At 61.7% G+C, this 16120-nt stretch carries 15 protein-coding genes; 8 read left to right on the forward strand and 7 right to left on the reverse strand.

Annotated elements, in window-relative coordinates:
- Positions 1-15: 15 nt before the first annotated feature.
- The 4 genes from ACFT1A_RS11215 to ACFT1A_RS11230 form a co-directional block, all read right to left on the reverse strand.
- Positions 16-729, reverse strand: a complete 714-nt coding sequence (locus ACFT1A_RS11215; protein WP_003941540.1) for a phosphatidylserine decarboxylase — start codon at positions 727-729, stop codon at positions 16-18.
- A gap of 72 nt (positions 730-801) precedes the next feature.
- On the reverse strand, positions 802-1821 hold the full coding sequence (locus ACFT1A_RS11220; protein ID WP_378447051.1) for a MerR family DNA-binding transcriptional regulator: 1020 nt from the start codon (positions 1819-1821) through the stop codon (positions 802-804).
- Positions 1811-2263: a hypothetical protein gene (locus ACFT1A_RS11225; protein WP_378447052.1), complete on the reverse strand. Its 453-nt coding sequence runs from the start codon at positions 2261-2263 to the stop codon at positions 1811-1813. The genes ACFT1A_RS11220 and ACFT1A_RS11225 overlap by 11 nt, the downstream gene beginning before the upstream one ends.
- 34 nt (positions 2264-2297) lie before the next feature.
- Complete coding sequence (locus ACFT1A_RS11230; RefSeq protein WP_378447053.1) at positions 2298-2768, reverse strand: SRPBCC family protein; 471 nt, start codon at positions 2766-2768, stop codon at positions 2298-2300.
- A gap of 189 nt (positions 2769-2957) precedes the next feature.
- On the opposite strand from ACFT1A_RS11230, the gene ACFT1A_RS11235 reads away from it, so the two are divergent.
- Positions 2958-4349 (forward strand): amino acid permease, encoded by a 1392-nt coding sequence (locus ACFT1A_RS11235; RefSeq protein WP_378447054.1) that lies wholly within the window; start codon positions 2958-2960, stop codon positions 4347-4349.
- On the opposite strand, the gene ACFT1A_RS11240 is transcribed toward ACFT1A_RS11235, so the two are convergent.
- Both ACFT1A_RS11240 and ACFT1A_RS11245 read right to left on the reverse strand, forming a co-directional pair.
- Positions 4321-5574: an NAD(P)/FAD-dependent oxidoreductase gene (locus tag ACFT1A_RS11240; protein WP_378447055.1), complete on the reverse strand. Its 1254-nt coding sequence runs from the start codon at positions 5572-5574 to the stop codon at positions 4321-4323. The genes ACFT1A_RS11235 and ACFT1A_RS11240 overlap by 29 nt on opposite strands.
- A gap of 155 nt (positions 5575-5729) precedes the next feature.
- Positions 5730-6875, reverse strand: coding sequence for a PucR family transcriptional regulator (locus ACFT1A_RS11245; RefSeq protein ID WP_378447056.1), 1146 nt, complete (start codon positions 6873-6875; stop codon positions 5730-5732).
- Positions 6876-6957: 82 nt separating this feature from the next.
- On the opposite strand from ACFT1A_RS11245, the gene ACFT1A_RS11250 reads away from it, so the two are divergent.
- From ACFT1A_RS11250 to groL, 3 genes are all read left to right on the forward strand, one after another.
- Positions 6958-7743 (forward strand): HAD-IIA family hydrolase, encoded by a 786-nt coding sequence (locus tag ACFT1A_RS11250; RefSeq protein ID WP_064443292.1) that lies wholly within the window; start codon positions 6958-6960, stop codon positions 7741-7743.
- An 81-nt stretch (positions 7744-7824) separates the two neighbouring features.
- Entirely contained in the window at positions 7825-8382 is a 558-nt protein-coding gene (locus ACFT1A_RS11255; RefSeq protein ID WP_019744475.1) for a DUF6764 family protein, read from the forward strand.
- A gap of 273 nt (positions 8383-8655) precedes the next feature.
- A complete protein-coding gene (gene groL / locus ACFT1A_RS11260) occupies positions 8656-10281 on the forward strand; it encodes a chaperonin GroEL (protein WP_003941476.1) in 1626 nt (541 codons plus the stop codon).
- 154 nt (positions 10282-10435) lie between these two features.
- On the opposite strand, the gene ACFT1A_RS11265 is transcribed toward groL, so the two are convergent.
- A complete protein-coding gene (locus ACFT1A_RS11265; RefSeq protein WP_378447057.1) occupies positions 10436-11272 on the reverse strand; it encodes a DUF559 domain-containing protein in 837 nt (278 codons plus the stop codon).
- A 565-nt stretch (positions 11273-11837) separates the two neighbouring features.
- On the opposite strand from ACFT1A_RS11265, the gene ACFT1A_RS11270 reads away from it, so the two are divergent.
- From ACFT1A_RS11270 to ACFT1A_RS11285, 4 genes are all read left to right on the forward strand, one after another.
- On the forward strand, positions 11838-11981 hold the full coding sequence (locus tag ACFT1A_RS11270) for a hypothetical protein (protein WP_153212751.1): 144 nt from the start codon (positions 11838-11840) through the stop codon (positions 11979-11981).
- A gap of 236 nt (positions 11982-12217) precedes the next feature.
- Positions 12218-12412 carry a hypothetical protein gene (locus tag ACFT1A_RS11275; RefSeq protein WP_031331808.1) on the forward strand — a complete coding sequence of 65 codons (195 nt, stop codon included), beginning with the start codon at positions 12218-12220 and terminating at the stop codon, positions 12410-12412.
- 460 nt (positions 12413-12872) lie between these two features.
- Positions 12873-14333, forward strand: a complete 1461-nt coding sequence (locus ACFT1A_RS11280; protein WP_378447058.1) for a wax ester/triacylglycerol synthase domain-containing protein — start codon at positions 12873-12875, stop codon at positions 14331-14333.
- Between the two features lie 136 nt (positions 14334-14469).
- On the forward strand, positions 14470-15915 hold the full coding sequence (locus tag ACFT1A_RS11285; protein WP_378447059.1) for a wax ester/triacylglycerol synthase domain-containing protein: 1446 nt from the start codon (positions 14470-14472) through the stop codon (positions 15913-15915).
- The last annotated feature ends 205 nt before the right edge of the window (positions 15916-16120 follow it).

Genomic DNA, 16120 nt, shown 5'->3' on the forward strand with positions numbered 1-16120 from the left:
TCATCTTCGGCGTCTTCACGGCAGTTGCGCGATAACTGTTTCAGCACCGATCGTGCGTTGTCCCGGCTCGACCAGGAGAGTGGTTCCGGCGGGGAAATACGTGTCGACGCGTGAGCCGAAACGGATCAGTCCGTACGTGTCGCCGATCGGCAGGACGTCACCGACACCGGCGTAGCAGACGATGCGGCGCGCGAGCAGTCCCGCGATCTGGACAACTGCCACGTCGTGACCGTCGGCGGTTTCGATGAGCATGCTGTTGCGCTCGTTGACCTCGCTGGCGTCGGCGAGATCTGCGGAGAGGAACTTGCCTGCCTGGTGAACGACCTCTTTGACCGTTCCACCGACAGGGCTGCGCTGGACATGCACGTCGAGAACCGACAGGAAGATGCTGACGCGCGGGCGCGGTTCGCTTCCGAGATTGAGCTCGGCGGGCGGAACGGCGTTGTCGACCAGAGCCACCTCACCGTCGGCGGGTGCGACGACGACGCCGATGCGGTTGGGCGGCACCCGGTGCGGGTGACGGAAGAACGTGGCGCATGCGGCGGCGGTGGTCAGACCGGCTCGGCGCACCCACTTACGGTTGCGGCCCAGTGCTGCAACTCCCAGCGGGGCCAGCACGAACGGCAGGCCGGCGGGATGAAGTGGCGGAATCGCATGGCGAACCAGATCGACGATATGTCCGATCCCGGTGGGTTGCGGGGTTCCGGGGGGTGTGGGTCGGCGTGCCACAGGCTCCTCTAACTACTCGGTAGGTCTTCTGCTGGTCGCACTGACAGTACGGGGTGGTAGAGCATCCATAGATTACGTGAACGCCTTCTCTCCTACAGGCTGTAGTGGCATCAAGTACGAGTAGTACCCGACACAGTCGCCCGTGCGTATCGCCAGCGGGAGCGTCGCACCGCTTACTCGGATCACCAGTTGCCGCCCCGGTTGCGCTGCGGCGGCGTCGCGCAGTCGCTGCCGGTCGACTAATACTCGGAACCTCTCACGGGGATCCATTCCGCCCGGATCCACCCGGGCACCACCGTCTTCGCCGACGCTGACGACGGCACTGTCCTCGGTGCCGTTGAGCAGGGCGGCCAGGTGGTCGCCGCTCAGTTCGACGGCGTTGTGGTGCTCGCGCAGGATTCGGTGATCGGGGAACTCGCCGTCCTCGATCAGGGGACTGGACACCTCGCCTCCCGGATACGACGCAGTCACCGCGCGCGCGGAGAAAGTCAACGTCACGACGCCGGCGACGTCGCGCAACAATCGCGCGAAGGCCACGGGAACGACGGCGGACACTGCCAGAGCGGAGTGAACTTTCACCTCGGCGACCGCGAGCCGGAACTGATCAGTGGTGACAAACGCAGCGACGCCGTCGTGAATGTCGAGGTGGACGCCGCGAAGTATCGGGAACTCCGATTCCTCGTTCACGGCGAACAGCACGGCGTCGAGTGCGCGTCGTAGATCCCAGGAGTCGATGTCCACGCCGCCGGAGGCAGGTAGCGAGTCGATCAGGCGGTGGATTCTCTCGAGTTCGGCGCGGGCGTCGGCGAGGCCGTCCTCGAGGTTGCGCAGATGGGCGTCCAGGCACGAATGGGGTTCCGGTCCGGTCAGGACGGCCATCATGGCGCGGATCGGAACACCGACGCGTCGCATACCGGCGATCACGCGGGCGTCGCGGAGCTGGTCGTCGGTGTACCAGCGGTAACCGGTGTGCGGATCGACGGAATGCGGGACGAGCACGCCTTCCTTGTCGTAGAACCGCAGCGCGCTGATAGGAAGCGCCGACGCTCGGGACATCTCACCGATCGTCAGGAGGGCGGAACTAGTGGTCACGAATCAATTCTGCCCGCAGTCGCTCGATGGCGCCCCTGATCATCCGGCCGTAACCGTCGTCGGCGAGTATGCCGACCGACGCCTCGGCCTTCGTCAGATGCTCGACGGCCTCGGTGTCGCGTCCGAGTTTGCGGTAGTCGGCAGCCAGGTTGAGGTGCAGGGACGGATAGAAACCGGCAACCTGCAGTGACGCGTGGTGTTCCTGGGCTCGCGCGTCGGTCAACGAATCGGCAGCGTCGAGGGCGCGCAGGTCCCAGCAGAGCTCCTGAGCGGGATCGTCTTGCACGTCGGCCATGTAGTGCGCGAGGGAGACGATGTGGAGCGCGTCTGGGGCGGCGCTGATCTCTTCCCATACCTTCTCGAACGCAGAGCGAGCCCCGGCTCGATCGCCGGAGCTCGCCAATTCTTGTGCCTGCGCTATCTGTGTCATCACGGGATCCATGGAACGGATCCTGATGCCTCGACCAGGTCGAGGGTCAAGCAGAGGTGCGTGCAGCCGCCTCGGCTTCGCTCTTCACACGCTTCAAGGTGGCGTTCATGCCTTCGACGAGTTCGACCTCGAAGTCGGCGTTTCCGCCCAGGACGGTCTTGACGAGGAACTGCGAGACCTTCGACGTTCCGGTGGGAGCCTCGCGACGCTCGGTCACTTTTGTGACCGTGGCGGTCGGCTCGAGTTCGTAGGACCAGATCGTGCGGTTCTCCGCGATGCGGAACGCCACCGACTTGTTGGGTTCGAAGCGAACGACCTTCGATGACGTCGGCCAGACCAGCAGGCCCTTGCGGTTGACGTTGATCGTCTTGGCACCCTCACGCACGGTCCCGCCGATTACCTTCATCACCTTGCACTGGGGGCTCCATTCGCCCATGCGCTGCAGGTCGGCGACGATTGCCCACACGTCCTGCGGTGATGCGTCGATGTCGATGCTTGCTTCGAGCGTGTTGGACACAGTCTCTCCAGTCGAGTTGATGCTACGTAAAGTTACAAACACTTTTGTCGATCGTAAGCGATCCGTCAATGGACCATGTGTGTCAGGTCACTGTACGGCCGTCCAACAGGGTCGTGCGGGAACACGCGCGGTGGTAGCGGACAATGGTTCGCGCACGTATGACGATCCATCCGACTGGAGTACCGAGAAGTGAACAGCGACGCCGCGACGCAGGATGGCCTCAAGCGAGGGCTGACAGCGCGCCATATCCGCTTCATCGCCCTCGGATCAGCCATCGGAACCGGACTGTTCTACGGCAGCGCCGAGGCCATCAAACGAGCCGGCCCGTCGGTGCTCCTGGCCTACCTGATCGGCGGTATCGCGGTCTATCTGGTGTTGCGAGCGCTCGGCGAGATGGCGGTCCGCAACCCGGTCTCCGGTTCGTTCAGCGAGTACGCGAACAAGCACCTCGGACCACTCGCCGGTTTCATGACCGGGTGGACGTACACGTTCGAGATGGTGATCGTGTGCCTCGCCGACGTCACGGCCTTCGGCCTGTACATGCAGTTCTGGTTCCCGGACGTACCGAGATGGATCTGGGTTCTGGCCGTCGTCTTCTTCATCGGCGCGATAAACCTGTTGAGCGTCAAGGTGTTCGGCGAACTGGAATTCTGGTTCACGCTCGTGAAGATCACCGCCATCATTGCGATGATCACCGGTGGCATCGCGATCATCGTGTTCGGATTCGGCGTTCACGACACCGATGCCGGAATCAGCCACCTCTGGTCGGACGGCGGGTTCTTCGCGACGGGCTTCGGCGGATTCGTCGCGTGCTTCGCGATCGTCATGTTCGCGTTCGGTGGCACCGAGATCATCGGTATCACCGCGGGCGAAGCCGAGGATCCGGCGCAGACCATCAGGAAAGCCGTCAACACGGTCCCGGTGCGCATCATTCTCTTCTACATCTGCACCCTCGCCGTCATCATGGCAATCATTCCGTGGCAGACCATCAACTCCGACAACAGCCCGTTCGTCCAGATCTTCGAGAACCTCGGATTGGGAACGGCCGCATCGATCCTCAACATTGTCGTCATCACCGCGGCCCTGTCCGCCATCAACAGCGACGTTTTCGGTGCGGGTCGCATGATGTTCGGAATGTCGCATGCCGGTCAGGCCCCGCAGGTGATGAAGAGAGTCTCCGCCAACGGTGTTCCGTGGATGACCGTTGTCATCATGACCGGTGCCCTGTTGGTGGGAGTACTGCTCAACTACCTGATCCCGGACCAGGTGTTCCTCGTCATCGCCTCGCTGGCGACCTTCGCCACGATTTTCGTCTGGATCATGATCCTGCTCTCGCAGTTCCGTTCCCGCGCTCAGATGAGTGCAGACGAAACAGCGGCACTGAAGTTTCCAGTGCCGCTGTGGCCGTACGGTCAGATCTTCGCGATCGTGTTCCTGGCTTTTGTCATCGTGTTGCTCGGCGTCATCGCCGATACCCGAGTTGCGCTGCTCGTCGGTGCCGGATGGCTGGTTCTGCTGACGGGCGCGTACTACAAGTGGGTGAAACCGGCTGTCAGCGCAGCGGATCGAAGTGACGCATGACGGTCGGCGTCTGAGCGCCGGTCATCGAGTCGGCCACCATCTTTCCGGTCAACGGACCCAGGGCGATTCCCCACATCCCGTGACCACCGGCGACGTGCACGCGCGGCGAGCGCGTGGCTCCGATCAACGGCAAGCCGTCGGTAGTGCACGGCCGTGAGCCCACCCATTCCTCTTCCCGCGCAGTCCAGTCGATGCCGCTGAGCATCGGCTTGGCCGCATCGATGATCGCCTGCACGCGGCGCGGGTCCAACGGCGCGTCGGGGCTGCGGAATTCCATCATCCCGGCCACTCGGAAGCGATCGTGCAACGGCGTGCATGCAACGCGCTGGGTGGGGAAATACACAGGATTCTTGGGGAGGTGCTCGGGCTTGACGCTGAAGCTGTAGCCGCGTCCGGCCTGCACCAGTTTGCGTACGCCGAACGGTGCTGCGAGCTTGTTCAAGCGGGCACCACTCGAGATGACCACGGCGTCACCGTCGCGTGAATCACCGTGTGCACTGCGAACACTGACTCCGCCGACCCGATCGTCGATCTGCGTGACGTCGAAACCGCTGACGATTTCTCCACCGCGTTCACGGACTGCGTCCGCCAACGAGTTCACGAACAACGGGGGATCGATGAAACGCTGATTGCGCAGACGCAAACCGGCTTTCACACCCAGGCCGAGTGAAGGCTCGAGCGAATGAATCGCGTCGTAGTCGAGGAGGTCGAAGTCGACTTCGCCGCCGGCAGCTTCGACGTGATGGAACTCGTCCACCAAAGTCTGTCGGTCCTTCTCGGACGCAAACGCGGCAAGGAAAGGATCGGCCAGGCGGGTCAGCTCTCGGACGCCACCGTCGGCGAGTTCGTCGTACGCGCCCAAGGCTGTTCGGTTGACCTCGGTGTAGACCGACATCGCTTCCTGCCACTTCGACGGCGTGCAGTGGCGCGCGAACCCGACCAGGAACCGAATCAGCTTCAGATCGGTGGTCAGTGGCACGTACACCGGGGACGACGGGCTGAGCATCGCGCGCAAGCCGTATTGGAGCACTGCGGGTTCGGGCAGCGGAAGCGTCAATGCGGGGGCAAGCCAACCGGCGTTGCCCCAGCTCGCGTCGGCTGCGACGCCGTCGCGATCGACGACGGTGACCTCGACTCCACGTTCCTGCAAGAACCAGGCCGTCGACAATCCGACAACACCCGCACCGACCACGACCACACGATCGGGGCTCTGACGAGTTCCCATGACGCACTCCTTCTACAGACTCTGCTCGAACCGAGACGCCGGTCACATCCGGGTCTGTCTCAAGCATGAATCGCGGGGCCGGCAAAAGGACTGGCCGTTCGGCCATCGTCGGAGCTACCTCGTTGTGGATTCGCACAACGCGCCGCCGCGCCTGCTCAGCGAGCGAGTTTGAACTGCAGCATCAGAATCAAGCGGGTGTCGGCGTCGGTCAGGTCGACGCCGCACATCTCCTTGCCTCGACGCAAGCGGTTGCGGAGCGTGTTGGGGTGAACATGCAGTGCGGCAGAAGAATTCGCCACGTCACCGCCGTGCTCGAGAAAGGCTTTTGCCGTCGCGACCAGATCGCTGCCGTGCTGAGAGTCGTGACGTTCGAGGCTTCCGAGTGGTGTGGCGTCGCCGAGTCCGTCGATGATGTCGGCGACGTGCAGGGCGAGTACGGAGGCCAACGTGTCCCTCATTCCCGCGACGGTTCCGCCGGACCGGCCATGCCGAAGCGCTCCGAGAACATGGTCGGCGTCCGAACGTGAAAGATGTGATTCGCTTGCAGACTTCACGGTCCGGCCGACGGCTACTGCAAGGAATTCGCGACCGCGAGCGCGGGTGAGGAAGTCGGCGGACAATCGGCGAGCGTTGGTCTCGTCGGCCGCGATGACAAGGTAGATGGTCTCGGACAGTTGAGCGGCAACGGCGTCGACGGCCAGAGTGTCGAGGTACAGGCTCAAGGACGCGACCAACCCCGCCGGCAGTGGTCCCGCGATTGTTCCGACGGCGACGACGGTGAGCGGGCCTGCCAACCGCAAGTCGTCTGCGGCGCGGAAAGCCGGTTCGCCACCGCCGATCAGAGCTTGGACGCGCTGGGACTGGCGACGGCGTGTGCTGTCGACCCGGTCACGCTCCGAGGCGATTCTCTCGGCCACGACGGATACCGCGGAACGAAGTATCGATTCCTGTGTGGGCGTCGGTGTTCCGGCGAGTGCAACCCAGATCGAGCCGACGGGGTGATCGTTCTCGCGAACTGCGATGACCAGGCGCGGAGTGATCGCAGGGTCTTCGAGGTCGACGTAGATGGGATCGCTCTCTCGGTGGAGGCGATCGAATACTCCTGCATCGGAGAGTAATTGGCGGAATCGGCTGGGTACCTGCCGGCCGAGTATCGTGCCGATGCGAGCTTCGTCCACGGCCTGCTCGCCGCCGGAGTATGCGAGGACAGTCGAGTTCTCGTCCTCGATCGTGACGGGAGCGCCGAGTAATTCGGCCAGAGAACCGGCAACGGAGAAGAGGTCGTCGTCGCGCAGGTCCATGGGTGGGAGCCTACTGAGCGATCGACGGATTTCGGGTTACGACGCCTCGGCAGGACCTCGATGGCGAATATAGGCTGGTGCAATGGCCGACATCGAAGGTGTTCTGTTCGATATCGACGGAGTCCTGCTCACGTCCTGGCAGCCGATCGAGGGAGCAGGGGAAGCAGTACGCGAAGTTCGGCGGCGGGGATTGGCCTGTGGGTTTCTGACCAACACAACCTCGCGCAGTTCGACGCTCATCGCGCAGGGGTTGTGCGACGCCGGTATCGAGGTCGAGGCGAGCCAGATAGTTACTGCCGCCAGGCTCACGGGGGAGTACGTGCGGGCGACGTATCCGGACGCGCGGGCGTGGGTCCTCAATCACGGTGACGTGTCTGCCGATCTCGAGGGAATCGAATTCGACGACGCCGATCCGGAGGTCGTGATTCTCGGCGGCGCCGGCCCGGAGTTCACCCACGAGGCGCTGAGTCGAGTGCTCGAACTTCTGCTCGCCGGTGTGCCCGTCGTCGCGATGCACCGCGGGATGATGTGGGAGACGTCAGGCGGCCTTCGGATCGACACCGGGACGTACTTGCCGGGCTTCGAGGAAGTGGCAGGTGTAAATATCGCGGCAGTGGGTAAACCGTCTCTCACGGGGTTCCTGACAGCCACGGAGCTGATGCATGTCGAACCGGAGGCGACGGTGATGGTCGGCGACGATCTGATCGGGGACGTCCTTTCCTCACAACGAGTCGGCTTGACCGGAGTTCTGGTGCGCACAGGCAAGTTTCGGCAAACAGTGCTCGACCTCTCGGTTCAGAAGCCCGACCACGTCATCGATTCGGTCGCCGATCTTCCGGCCCTTCTCGGGGTCGTCCTCGAGGCTTGACCAGCCGGGGGTGACGGACTTCACTCGAGCGGGTACTCTCGCGCCCGAATCCAATGAACCTGTTCCACGAAGGAGTTTTCTATGCCCTTGATCTCGTCAGTCTGGTTCCGTCGCTCATCCTCTCGAGTCAGCGGAATTTCCAGTAGTCGGTTGGGGGGCCGCCTGGCGAGAACAGGGGCTGTGATGACTGTAGGTATGGGGCTCGCCGCCGGGCTGGCGCTGACCGGTGCGGGAGCTGCTTCGGCAGCCCCCGTCACGTGTGTCTCGCCGCCGTCGGCCAATGACATCCAGGTCTCCGAGACCGCGAGCTGCGGCGCGCAGTCCGTCGGAGCCGGCCGCTCGCAGGCCGGTGCTGCCGAGAGCGGTACCGCCGTGAGCGTCGCCGCCGACAACGGCTACTCCAATTCATATGCAAACGGCTTCGGAACCGCGCTGGGGGCTTCTCGCGGTAACGGTCAGGCGCAGGCATTTGCGCTCGGCGGCGGTATCGCGCGGGCCGGGGCGGCTGACGGAAACGTCACCTTCGCCATCGCCGGTTACGGAGCGGGTGCGACGGCTGATGCCAACGGCGTCGACTGCGTCGGAGTGCTCTCGTTTGCGGTCAATTTGAGTAACGGACAGTTCTGCATCGCGGGCTGAGGCTCGACCTTGCACTCGGCACGCTCGAGTGCTAAAAATGCAGTTGGCACTCGCGAACCGTGAGTGCCAGGTCGAGGCAGTGAGACCGGGAACCATAGACACCCCCGGTCGTCCGTCGCGGGCACTGACTAGACCACAGGCGTAGATGGGTGACCAGGCAAATCGGTCGCCCGTGTAATGAGGTGACTGGTCAAACGGTCGCCTTGTGCCGATGAGGTGACCCGACGAGCGGTCACCTTGTGTGTCACCCCCTATCCGGAGGATCACTTCGCAATGGCAAAGATCATCGCGTTCGACGAAGAGGCACGTCGTGGCCTCGAGCGAGGCCTCAACGCCCTCGCCGACGCTGTCAAGGTGACGTTGGGCCCCAAGGGTCGCAACGTCGTTCTCGAAAAGAAGTGGGGCGCCCCCACGATCACCAACGATGGTGTTTCCATCGCCAAGGAGATCGAACTCGACGACCCGTACGAGAAGATCGGCGCCGAGCTCGTCAAGGAGGTCGCCAAGAAGACTGACGACGTCGCTGGCGACGGCACCACCACCGCTACCGTTCTCGCACAGGCTCTGGTCCGTGAAGGCCTGCGCAACGTCGCAGCCGGCGCGAACCCGCTCGGCCTCAAGCGCGGCATCGAGAAGGCTGTCGAGGCTGTCACAGCTCGCCTGCTCGAGACCGCCAAGGAGATCGACACCAAGGAGCAGATCGCTGCTACCGCCGGTATTTCCGCCGGCGACCCGTCCATCGGTGAGCTCATCGCCGAGGCTATGGACAAGGTCGGCAAGGAAGGCGTCATCACGGTCGAGGAGTCCAACACCTTCGGCCTGCAGCTCGAGCTCACCGAGGGCATGCGCTTCGACAAGGGCTACATCTCGGCGTACTTCGCCACCGATGCAGAGCGTCAGGAAGCCGTCCTCGAAGACGCGTACATCCTGCTCGTCAGCTCCAAGATCTCCACGGTCAAGGACCTGCTGCCCCTGCTGGAGAAGGTCATCCAGTCCGGCAAGCCGCTCCTGATCATCGCCGAGGACGTCGAGGGCGAAGCTCTCTCCACCCTCGTGGTCAACAAGATCCGTGGCACCTTCAAGTCTGTTGCCGTCAAGGCTCCCGGCTTCGGTGACCGTCGTAAGGCTCAGCTCGCCGACATCGCCATCCTCACCGGTGGCGAGGTCATCAGCGAAGAGGTCGGACTCTCCTTGGAGACCGCAGGCCTCGAGCTCCTCGGCCAGGCACGCAAGGTCGTCATCACCAAGGACGAGACCACCATCGTCGAGGGTGCCGGCGACGCCGACGCAATCGCCGGTCGTGTCAGCCAGATCCGCGCCGAGATCGAGAACAGCGACTCGGATTACGACCGTGAGAAGCTGCAGGAACGTCTGGCCAAGCTGGCCGGCGGCGTTGCAGTCATCAAGGCCGGCGCTGCTACCGAGGTCGAGCTCAAGGAGCGCAAGCACCGCATCGAAGATGCAGTGCGTAACGCAAAGGCAGCTGTCGAAGAGGGCATCGTCGCCGGCGGTGGCGTTGCACTTCTCCAGGCAGCTCCCGCACTGGACGACCTCAAGCTCGAAGGTGACGAGGCAACCGGCGCGAACATCGTTCGCGTTGCACTGTCCGCTCCGCTCAAGCAGATCGCATTCAACGCAGGCCTCGAGCCCGGCGTTGTTGCGGACAAGGTCTCCAACCTGCCCGCAGGTCACGGCCTCAACGCTGCGACCAACGAGTACGGCGACCTGCTCGCTGCAGGCATCAACGACCCGGTCAAGGTCACCCGCTCGGCACTGCAGAACGCAGCGTCCATCGCGGCTCTGTTCCTGACGACCGAAGCCGTTGTCGCTGACAAGCCGGAGAAGGCCGGAGCGCCTGCAGGCGATCCGACCGGCGGCATGGGCGGCATGGACTTCTGAGTCCATCTCCACCTAGCTCCTAGAGCCCGGCCCACCGTTTGGTGGGCCGGGCTTTTGCTTGTCTGGAGATAAATGCGGGCATTTTTGTCCACTACTGCGACGCGATCGCGGTTTCCCGTTGCACGCTCGATGCTGTGTGCGTTTACGCCCGCGCTTACGCCCGGTTGTGTCGGCGTCTTCGGACCACTGTGATGATTTCGTCCGCCACAGCGTCTAGATGGGCCATCGCGGTGGCGGCGGAGTAACGCAACACCATCCATCCGTCGAGAACGAGTGCGTTCTGACGCCGTCGATCGTTGTTGAAAGTTGCGGGGTCGGTATGGAATTCGCGCCCGTCGATCTCCACGATCACCCGGGCTCGCGTGTCGACCAGGTCGCCGAAGTAGGGGCCGACCCGAGCGTTGATCTCCAGGTGGACGTTGCGCGCAGTCAGCGCACGGGCGACTGCTCGCTCCGGTTCCGAACGAGTGAGCGGGCAACAGGTGCGGAGTTGTTCCCGTACGGCGCGGATCCCGTGCCTGCCGCGGCTCGCATCACACAGTTGGGCCATCGACTTCCACGGCACTCGGGTCGATACCGCCGCGTCGAAGAAGGCCTCGAGTTCCGGCCGTGGCAACGTGGTCGCGACGTCGATGAAGCACTGCTCGATCGGCACGATCGGTAAACCCATCCATTCATCCGACGAGACTCCTGTTCGTCGGTGAAGCCGTACCCACTGCGGACTGCCTGCTCGGACGCTGGGAGCTACGGTGGCTTCGACGAAGCGTGGTTCCTCCGGCAGGAGATCCCACAGCCAGGCCGCGCTGGTATGGCTGAGGACGGCCTCGGGCTTCCACAGTGTGACCGCGACGCAACGCTCGAAGTATCCAGGTTCTTCGGTGGAGTACACCGACGGCAGGATTCGATGGAGACGCCCTGACCGCGTGGATCGGGAGATCGAACTGCTCGAAGTGCCCTGCTCGAGCAACTGGTTTCTCGTGACAACTTCCACGTATGCACTGTGGCGGCAAGGGCCTGACGGCGCGGTTTCAGAAGCCACTTTGTGGATGGCCGCGTGTGTGTGGACAACCTCATGGCGTAACAGGTGTATCGAGAAGGTGGGGAACGAGAAGCTTCATCTATCCGAATGTTGAAGGATGTTTGATATTTTCCGTCCCGATTGTTCGCCTCCGCTAACCTGTGAAGTGCGGATACCTCTAGTTCTTTTGGTGGATAATTCTGTCCTGAATACCCTCAAGTACTAAGCCTTTCGGACGACGTGAATTCCGGTTGCTATTCCATTTTGCTTGATTTTCAGGCATCTTGGACGCTAGACCTGCGAATATGGAACAGGTTTCAGATCCATCTGAAATTCTTGGGCAAAAAGCACCCAAACCGGATCCTATTGCACTACCTTGATGTCAGTCACAGCCGCGGAAAGTGGGCACCAGCCCCGGAGGATCTCGGCTTCATCGTTCGACTGGGATTCTTTAATTGCTGCTCGGACCGGTTCTTTGTGGGCTGCATCAAGCATTCCAATGTAAATGTTCCGTGAGTATTCGCGGCCAATCGAAAGCGTGGGATTCAATATGATCGTCATGTTCCTGCAGACAACGGCGGCATTGTTCACCGACCTGCTGGGTAACGTCTGGTCCGGTTCGCTCATGCCGGGAATCGACGGGGTCACCGGATCGTTGGTTTCGGCAATCGACCTCAGTTGACGGCACCTGCAAGTTCTTCTTCCAATGTTTTTGATGACAGGAGCGAATGATGGATCTGGGATCGATTGCGGACGTTCTCGAGGGCGAGGCCGGGGGGTTGATCAAAAACATTCTCGGGATGGCTTTGTTTACCCCGTTTATCGCCTCGGTTGACTTCGGGTGGTTCCCGAACGTCGACTGAGAAGTGAATTGCTTTACCCAGTGAACGAAATCAATCTCAAGGAGTGTGAAATACGGTGGACACAGCTAGTTTGATAGGTGCGCTCGCAAGCGTTGACGTCGGATCCCTCGTGGATCCACTGTTCTACTTGGTCAAGGTCGTTGACGGAATCTTCGTGTCGATCACCGGAAGCCTCAACATGGGCGGTGCGCTCGGTGAGGCTGCGGCGGGCAGCGTCCAATCGGTCCTCGGCTCCGTAGCCGGCCTGTAAAAGGAGAAGGAGAAAAGATGTTCGATCTCTTCCTGGACTACCTGTCCAAGATCGTCGATTTCGGATCGGTCGATCTCGTGGGCACGTTTGTGAAGTATTTGAACGCGCTGTCGTCTTCCCCCACGCCATAGAAGAACGGAATCGGTCATGCTGCAAACTTATTTAACCGGAATGATCACGTGGGTATCGAACATGCTTGGTCTCACTTCCACTGGAAGCAAGATCATCAAGGATCCTCCACAAAAGCCGTGATCACTCGAGCGACTGCATATAGTTCGGTTGTCGAGGACAGCATCGTAGCGGAGCAGACAGGCGAACCTGCACAATCTGAACTTGCTTGAAACTATGGTCCCCGTAGCCCTGTGGCTTCGGGGACCATCGGTTTTGCAATCATGGGATTTACAGTCATTTTCACGCTCAGGCGAATGTGCGGGCAACCAGTCGCGATACAAGGAGTTCCATGGGCGCGTACAACATGTCAGGCGCAAGGGTGGCACAACTGAACCCACGCGACGCCGAATTCATCTATCACGAGGGCGATGGTCACCTGAACCATCTGATCGCTGTGTACTTCTTCGAGACATCGTTACACCCAAGCGCGGAATTCACGGCAGAACAGGCAGTGGACTGGGTTACCGCACGCCTTGGATGTGATCGCATGTTCACTCAACGAGTCCAACGGACTCCGTTGGGACTCGACCATCCCTACTGGGTGAAAGACCCCGACTTCGACGTGCGAAAGCACGTGTACGTCAACAAGATCAATGACACAGGATGGGCAGCACTGCAAAAGCCGTTGAGCGCGTTGTTGACCACCAAGATGGACCTGCGCCGCCCGCCGTGGGAACTGCACTTCTTCGTGGGTTTGGAGGGACTTGAAGAATTGCCGGGCCGACTGACGGCGGTGGTGCTCAAATCTCACCACTGTGCAGCTGACGGTATCGCCATCAGGATGTTGGGCGAAACCATCTTTTCGGGCACCGCGCAGCAGGCTGGGGCCGAACCGTCTGTGCCGTTTGTGCGAGCGAGGATATTCACCAAGTCGCTACTGGGGTTTCCCGGCCGAATATATCGCTTCGCACGGCAGGTACCAGGCAACCGACGCGCTCAGAGAGATGCTGACGTCGCGAAGAGGGCAGGAGAATGGGTGGAGAGCCTCACCGAGAGGCCTGCAGTTCGATTCAACGGCAAGGTGAGTGGAGTTGCCTCACTGGAACCGATGACAATGTCCGGGGAGAAGGTCCGTGCGATCAAGGATTCGGTGCCCGGTGCCACTGTCAACGACGTTCTGCTCGCCGTCGTCGGAGGCGCTCTGACGCGCTACCTCACGGAAAAGGATGAAAGGCCAAGCGATTCCTTGATCGCGATGGTTCCTCGCTCGGTACGCAAGGTCGAAGCGTGGGAGTCGGCGAATCAGTTGGTGGCTCTGCTGGTGGATATGCATACCCAGGTCAAGTCCCCGTTGGAGAGGTTGGCGCTCATTTCGCGTTCGGCACGGTCGGAGAAGGCGCGCACGTCCCATCCCGCGGTCAGGCGTGCCGGGGCCGCAGTCGAGACCACGCCGGCGCCGTTGATGCGATTGATGGCGTACGCGCGCAAGCAGAACGATCACAGCCTCGATCGACCGCGTTACCAGCACACCATGGTGAGTAACATTCCTCTTTCGGTCGAAGGGTTGACGCTTGCCGGCGCCCCAGGCGCGGCTGTGCTTGCAGTGCAAGCGCCCATCGACGGAGACGGGCTACGGCATTTCATGGTCGCCGCAGCAGGTGGGGGACTGACCCTCAACGTCATCGCGGATACCGCGACCATGCCCGATCTCCACCATTACATCGAACTACTGCGAGCAAGTTTCGATGATTTGGCGGCGGCAGCCGCGATGCAGACTGCGGATTCACCTAACCAAGAGGTTGCCTCCTGATCGATCGGAATCGCAGGCACCTTCTCCGATTGTTGGATCCGGTGATACCCAACGATTCCGAGCAGAACCCAGAGGATCTGCATGTCAGCTCGCTACAATTCGGACATTCGTTCAGCGTCGGAATTGAGGGGCATGCATGATCTTTCGGAACTCGTTGCCAGCCGCGGTATCTCAGATGGGACCGCGAGACGCGGAGTTCGTCTACAACGAGTCCGGCGGACATCTGAGCCACATGGTCTGCGCCTACTTCTTCGACACGACGGGCCATCCGCTCGCAGAGATGACGCACGACGACGCGGTTCGGTGGATCACCGAAAGATTCGGGTACTGGCCACTGTTCACGAGTCGACTCCAGCGAGTTCCGCTGGATCTGGATTATCCCTATTGGGTCCCGGCCGATTTCGACGTCGATGATCACGTGCACGTCCATCGTGCCCCTGTTGCCGGGTGGGCGCCGGTTCGTGAATTGCTCGGGCGCTCGCTCGGGGAGCCGATGGACCTGTCCCGGCCGCCCTGGGAGTTGCACGTCATGACCGGCGTGCACGGGATCGACGAGCTACCTGGCAATCTGACGCTGATCATGCTCAAGACCCACCACGGGGCCGGTGACGGTCTGGCGATCCGCGATCTGACCAACCTTCTGTTCTCCGGTCCGCCGAAACCGGAGACGAAGCGTGCCGGTTCGGGGCTTTCGTCGCTGGATTTGATCGGGCGCACGGTCGTGGGTCTGCCCGGCCAGGCGATCCGTTTCGGCCGGGGTCTGTCCGTGACAAAGGTTGCGGCCGAGACGGTTCGGGAGGCGGAAGAGGCCGGAGAGCTACCTACGTACTCGGCCGACCGCCTACCGACCCGATTCAACGGCGTGCTGGGTGGAGACATCACGATCGATTTCCTGACGCTGGACGGCGCAGACATCAAAGCGATCCGAGCGGCCGTTCCGGACGTGACGGTCAACGACATCTTCCTGACCGTCGTCGCCGGTGCTCTCGACGCCTACCTGTCGGAGAAGGGCGAGAAGTCGGCCAGTGGGTTGGCGGCGATGGTTCCCCGATCGATGCGGCAGATAGCCGAATGGGAATCGGCCAACCAACTGGCGCTGTTGACGGTCGATCTGCACACGGACGTCGAAGATCCGGTCGAGCGGCTGACACTGATCAGGGATTCGGCGCTGATGGCAAAGGGGCGGAGTGCGCACCCAGCCGTCCGTCGTTACGGCACACGCATCGAAACCTCGCCTGCGGCTCTGCTCAGACTCACCGGTCTCTCGCGTCGGCTCAACAAGCTGGACCCTTCGCACAAGGTCATTCAGAACACGACGATCAGCAATGTCCCGGTATCGGTCGACGGCAATGTTTTCGAAGGTGCGCCGGCGGTGGCAGTTCTCGGCGGGCAGGCGCCGGTCGACGGAGACATTCTGCGCCACTTCCTCATTGCCGCGCGTGGAGGTTCTCTGACGCTCAATGTCATCGTCTCGCGAGAGACGATGCCGGATATCGAGCACTATGTCGAATTGTTGCGGGTGGGGTTCACGACGCTTCTGCAGGCAGTTTCTGAACAAAATCGTGAGGTAGTCGAACGATAAAGAGCAACTTGCGTCGGAACTTGTGGTGAATCGACGATTTGTGTTCGGGAAATTTCTGTCGAATTCGTCCTAATTAAGGTAATTGTCCGTAGTGGGGTCGAGTCGTTATCTCGCGGATTAATGTGACTGTCGACACGTCGAGTGTCTACCGCCGGACTGGTTCGATAATCGTCACCGACGGTAAAAAGAATCACCTACGCGAGGA

Source organism: Rhodococcus sp. NPDC057135 (assembly GCF_042670865.1).
GTDB lineage: Bacteria > Actinomycetota > Actinomycetes > Mycobacteriales > Mycobacteriaceae > Rhodococcus_F.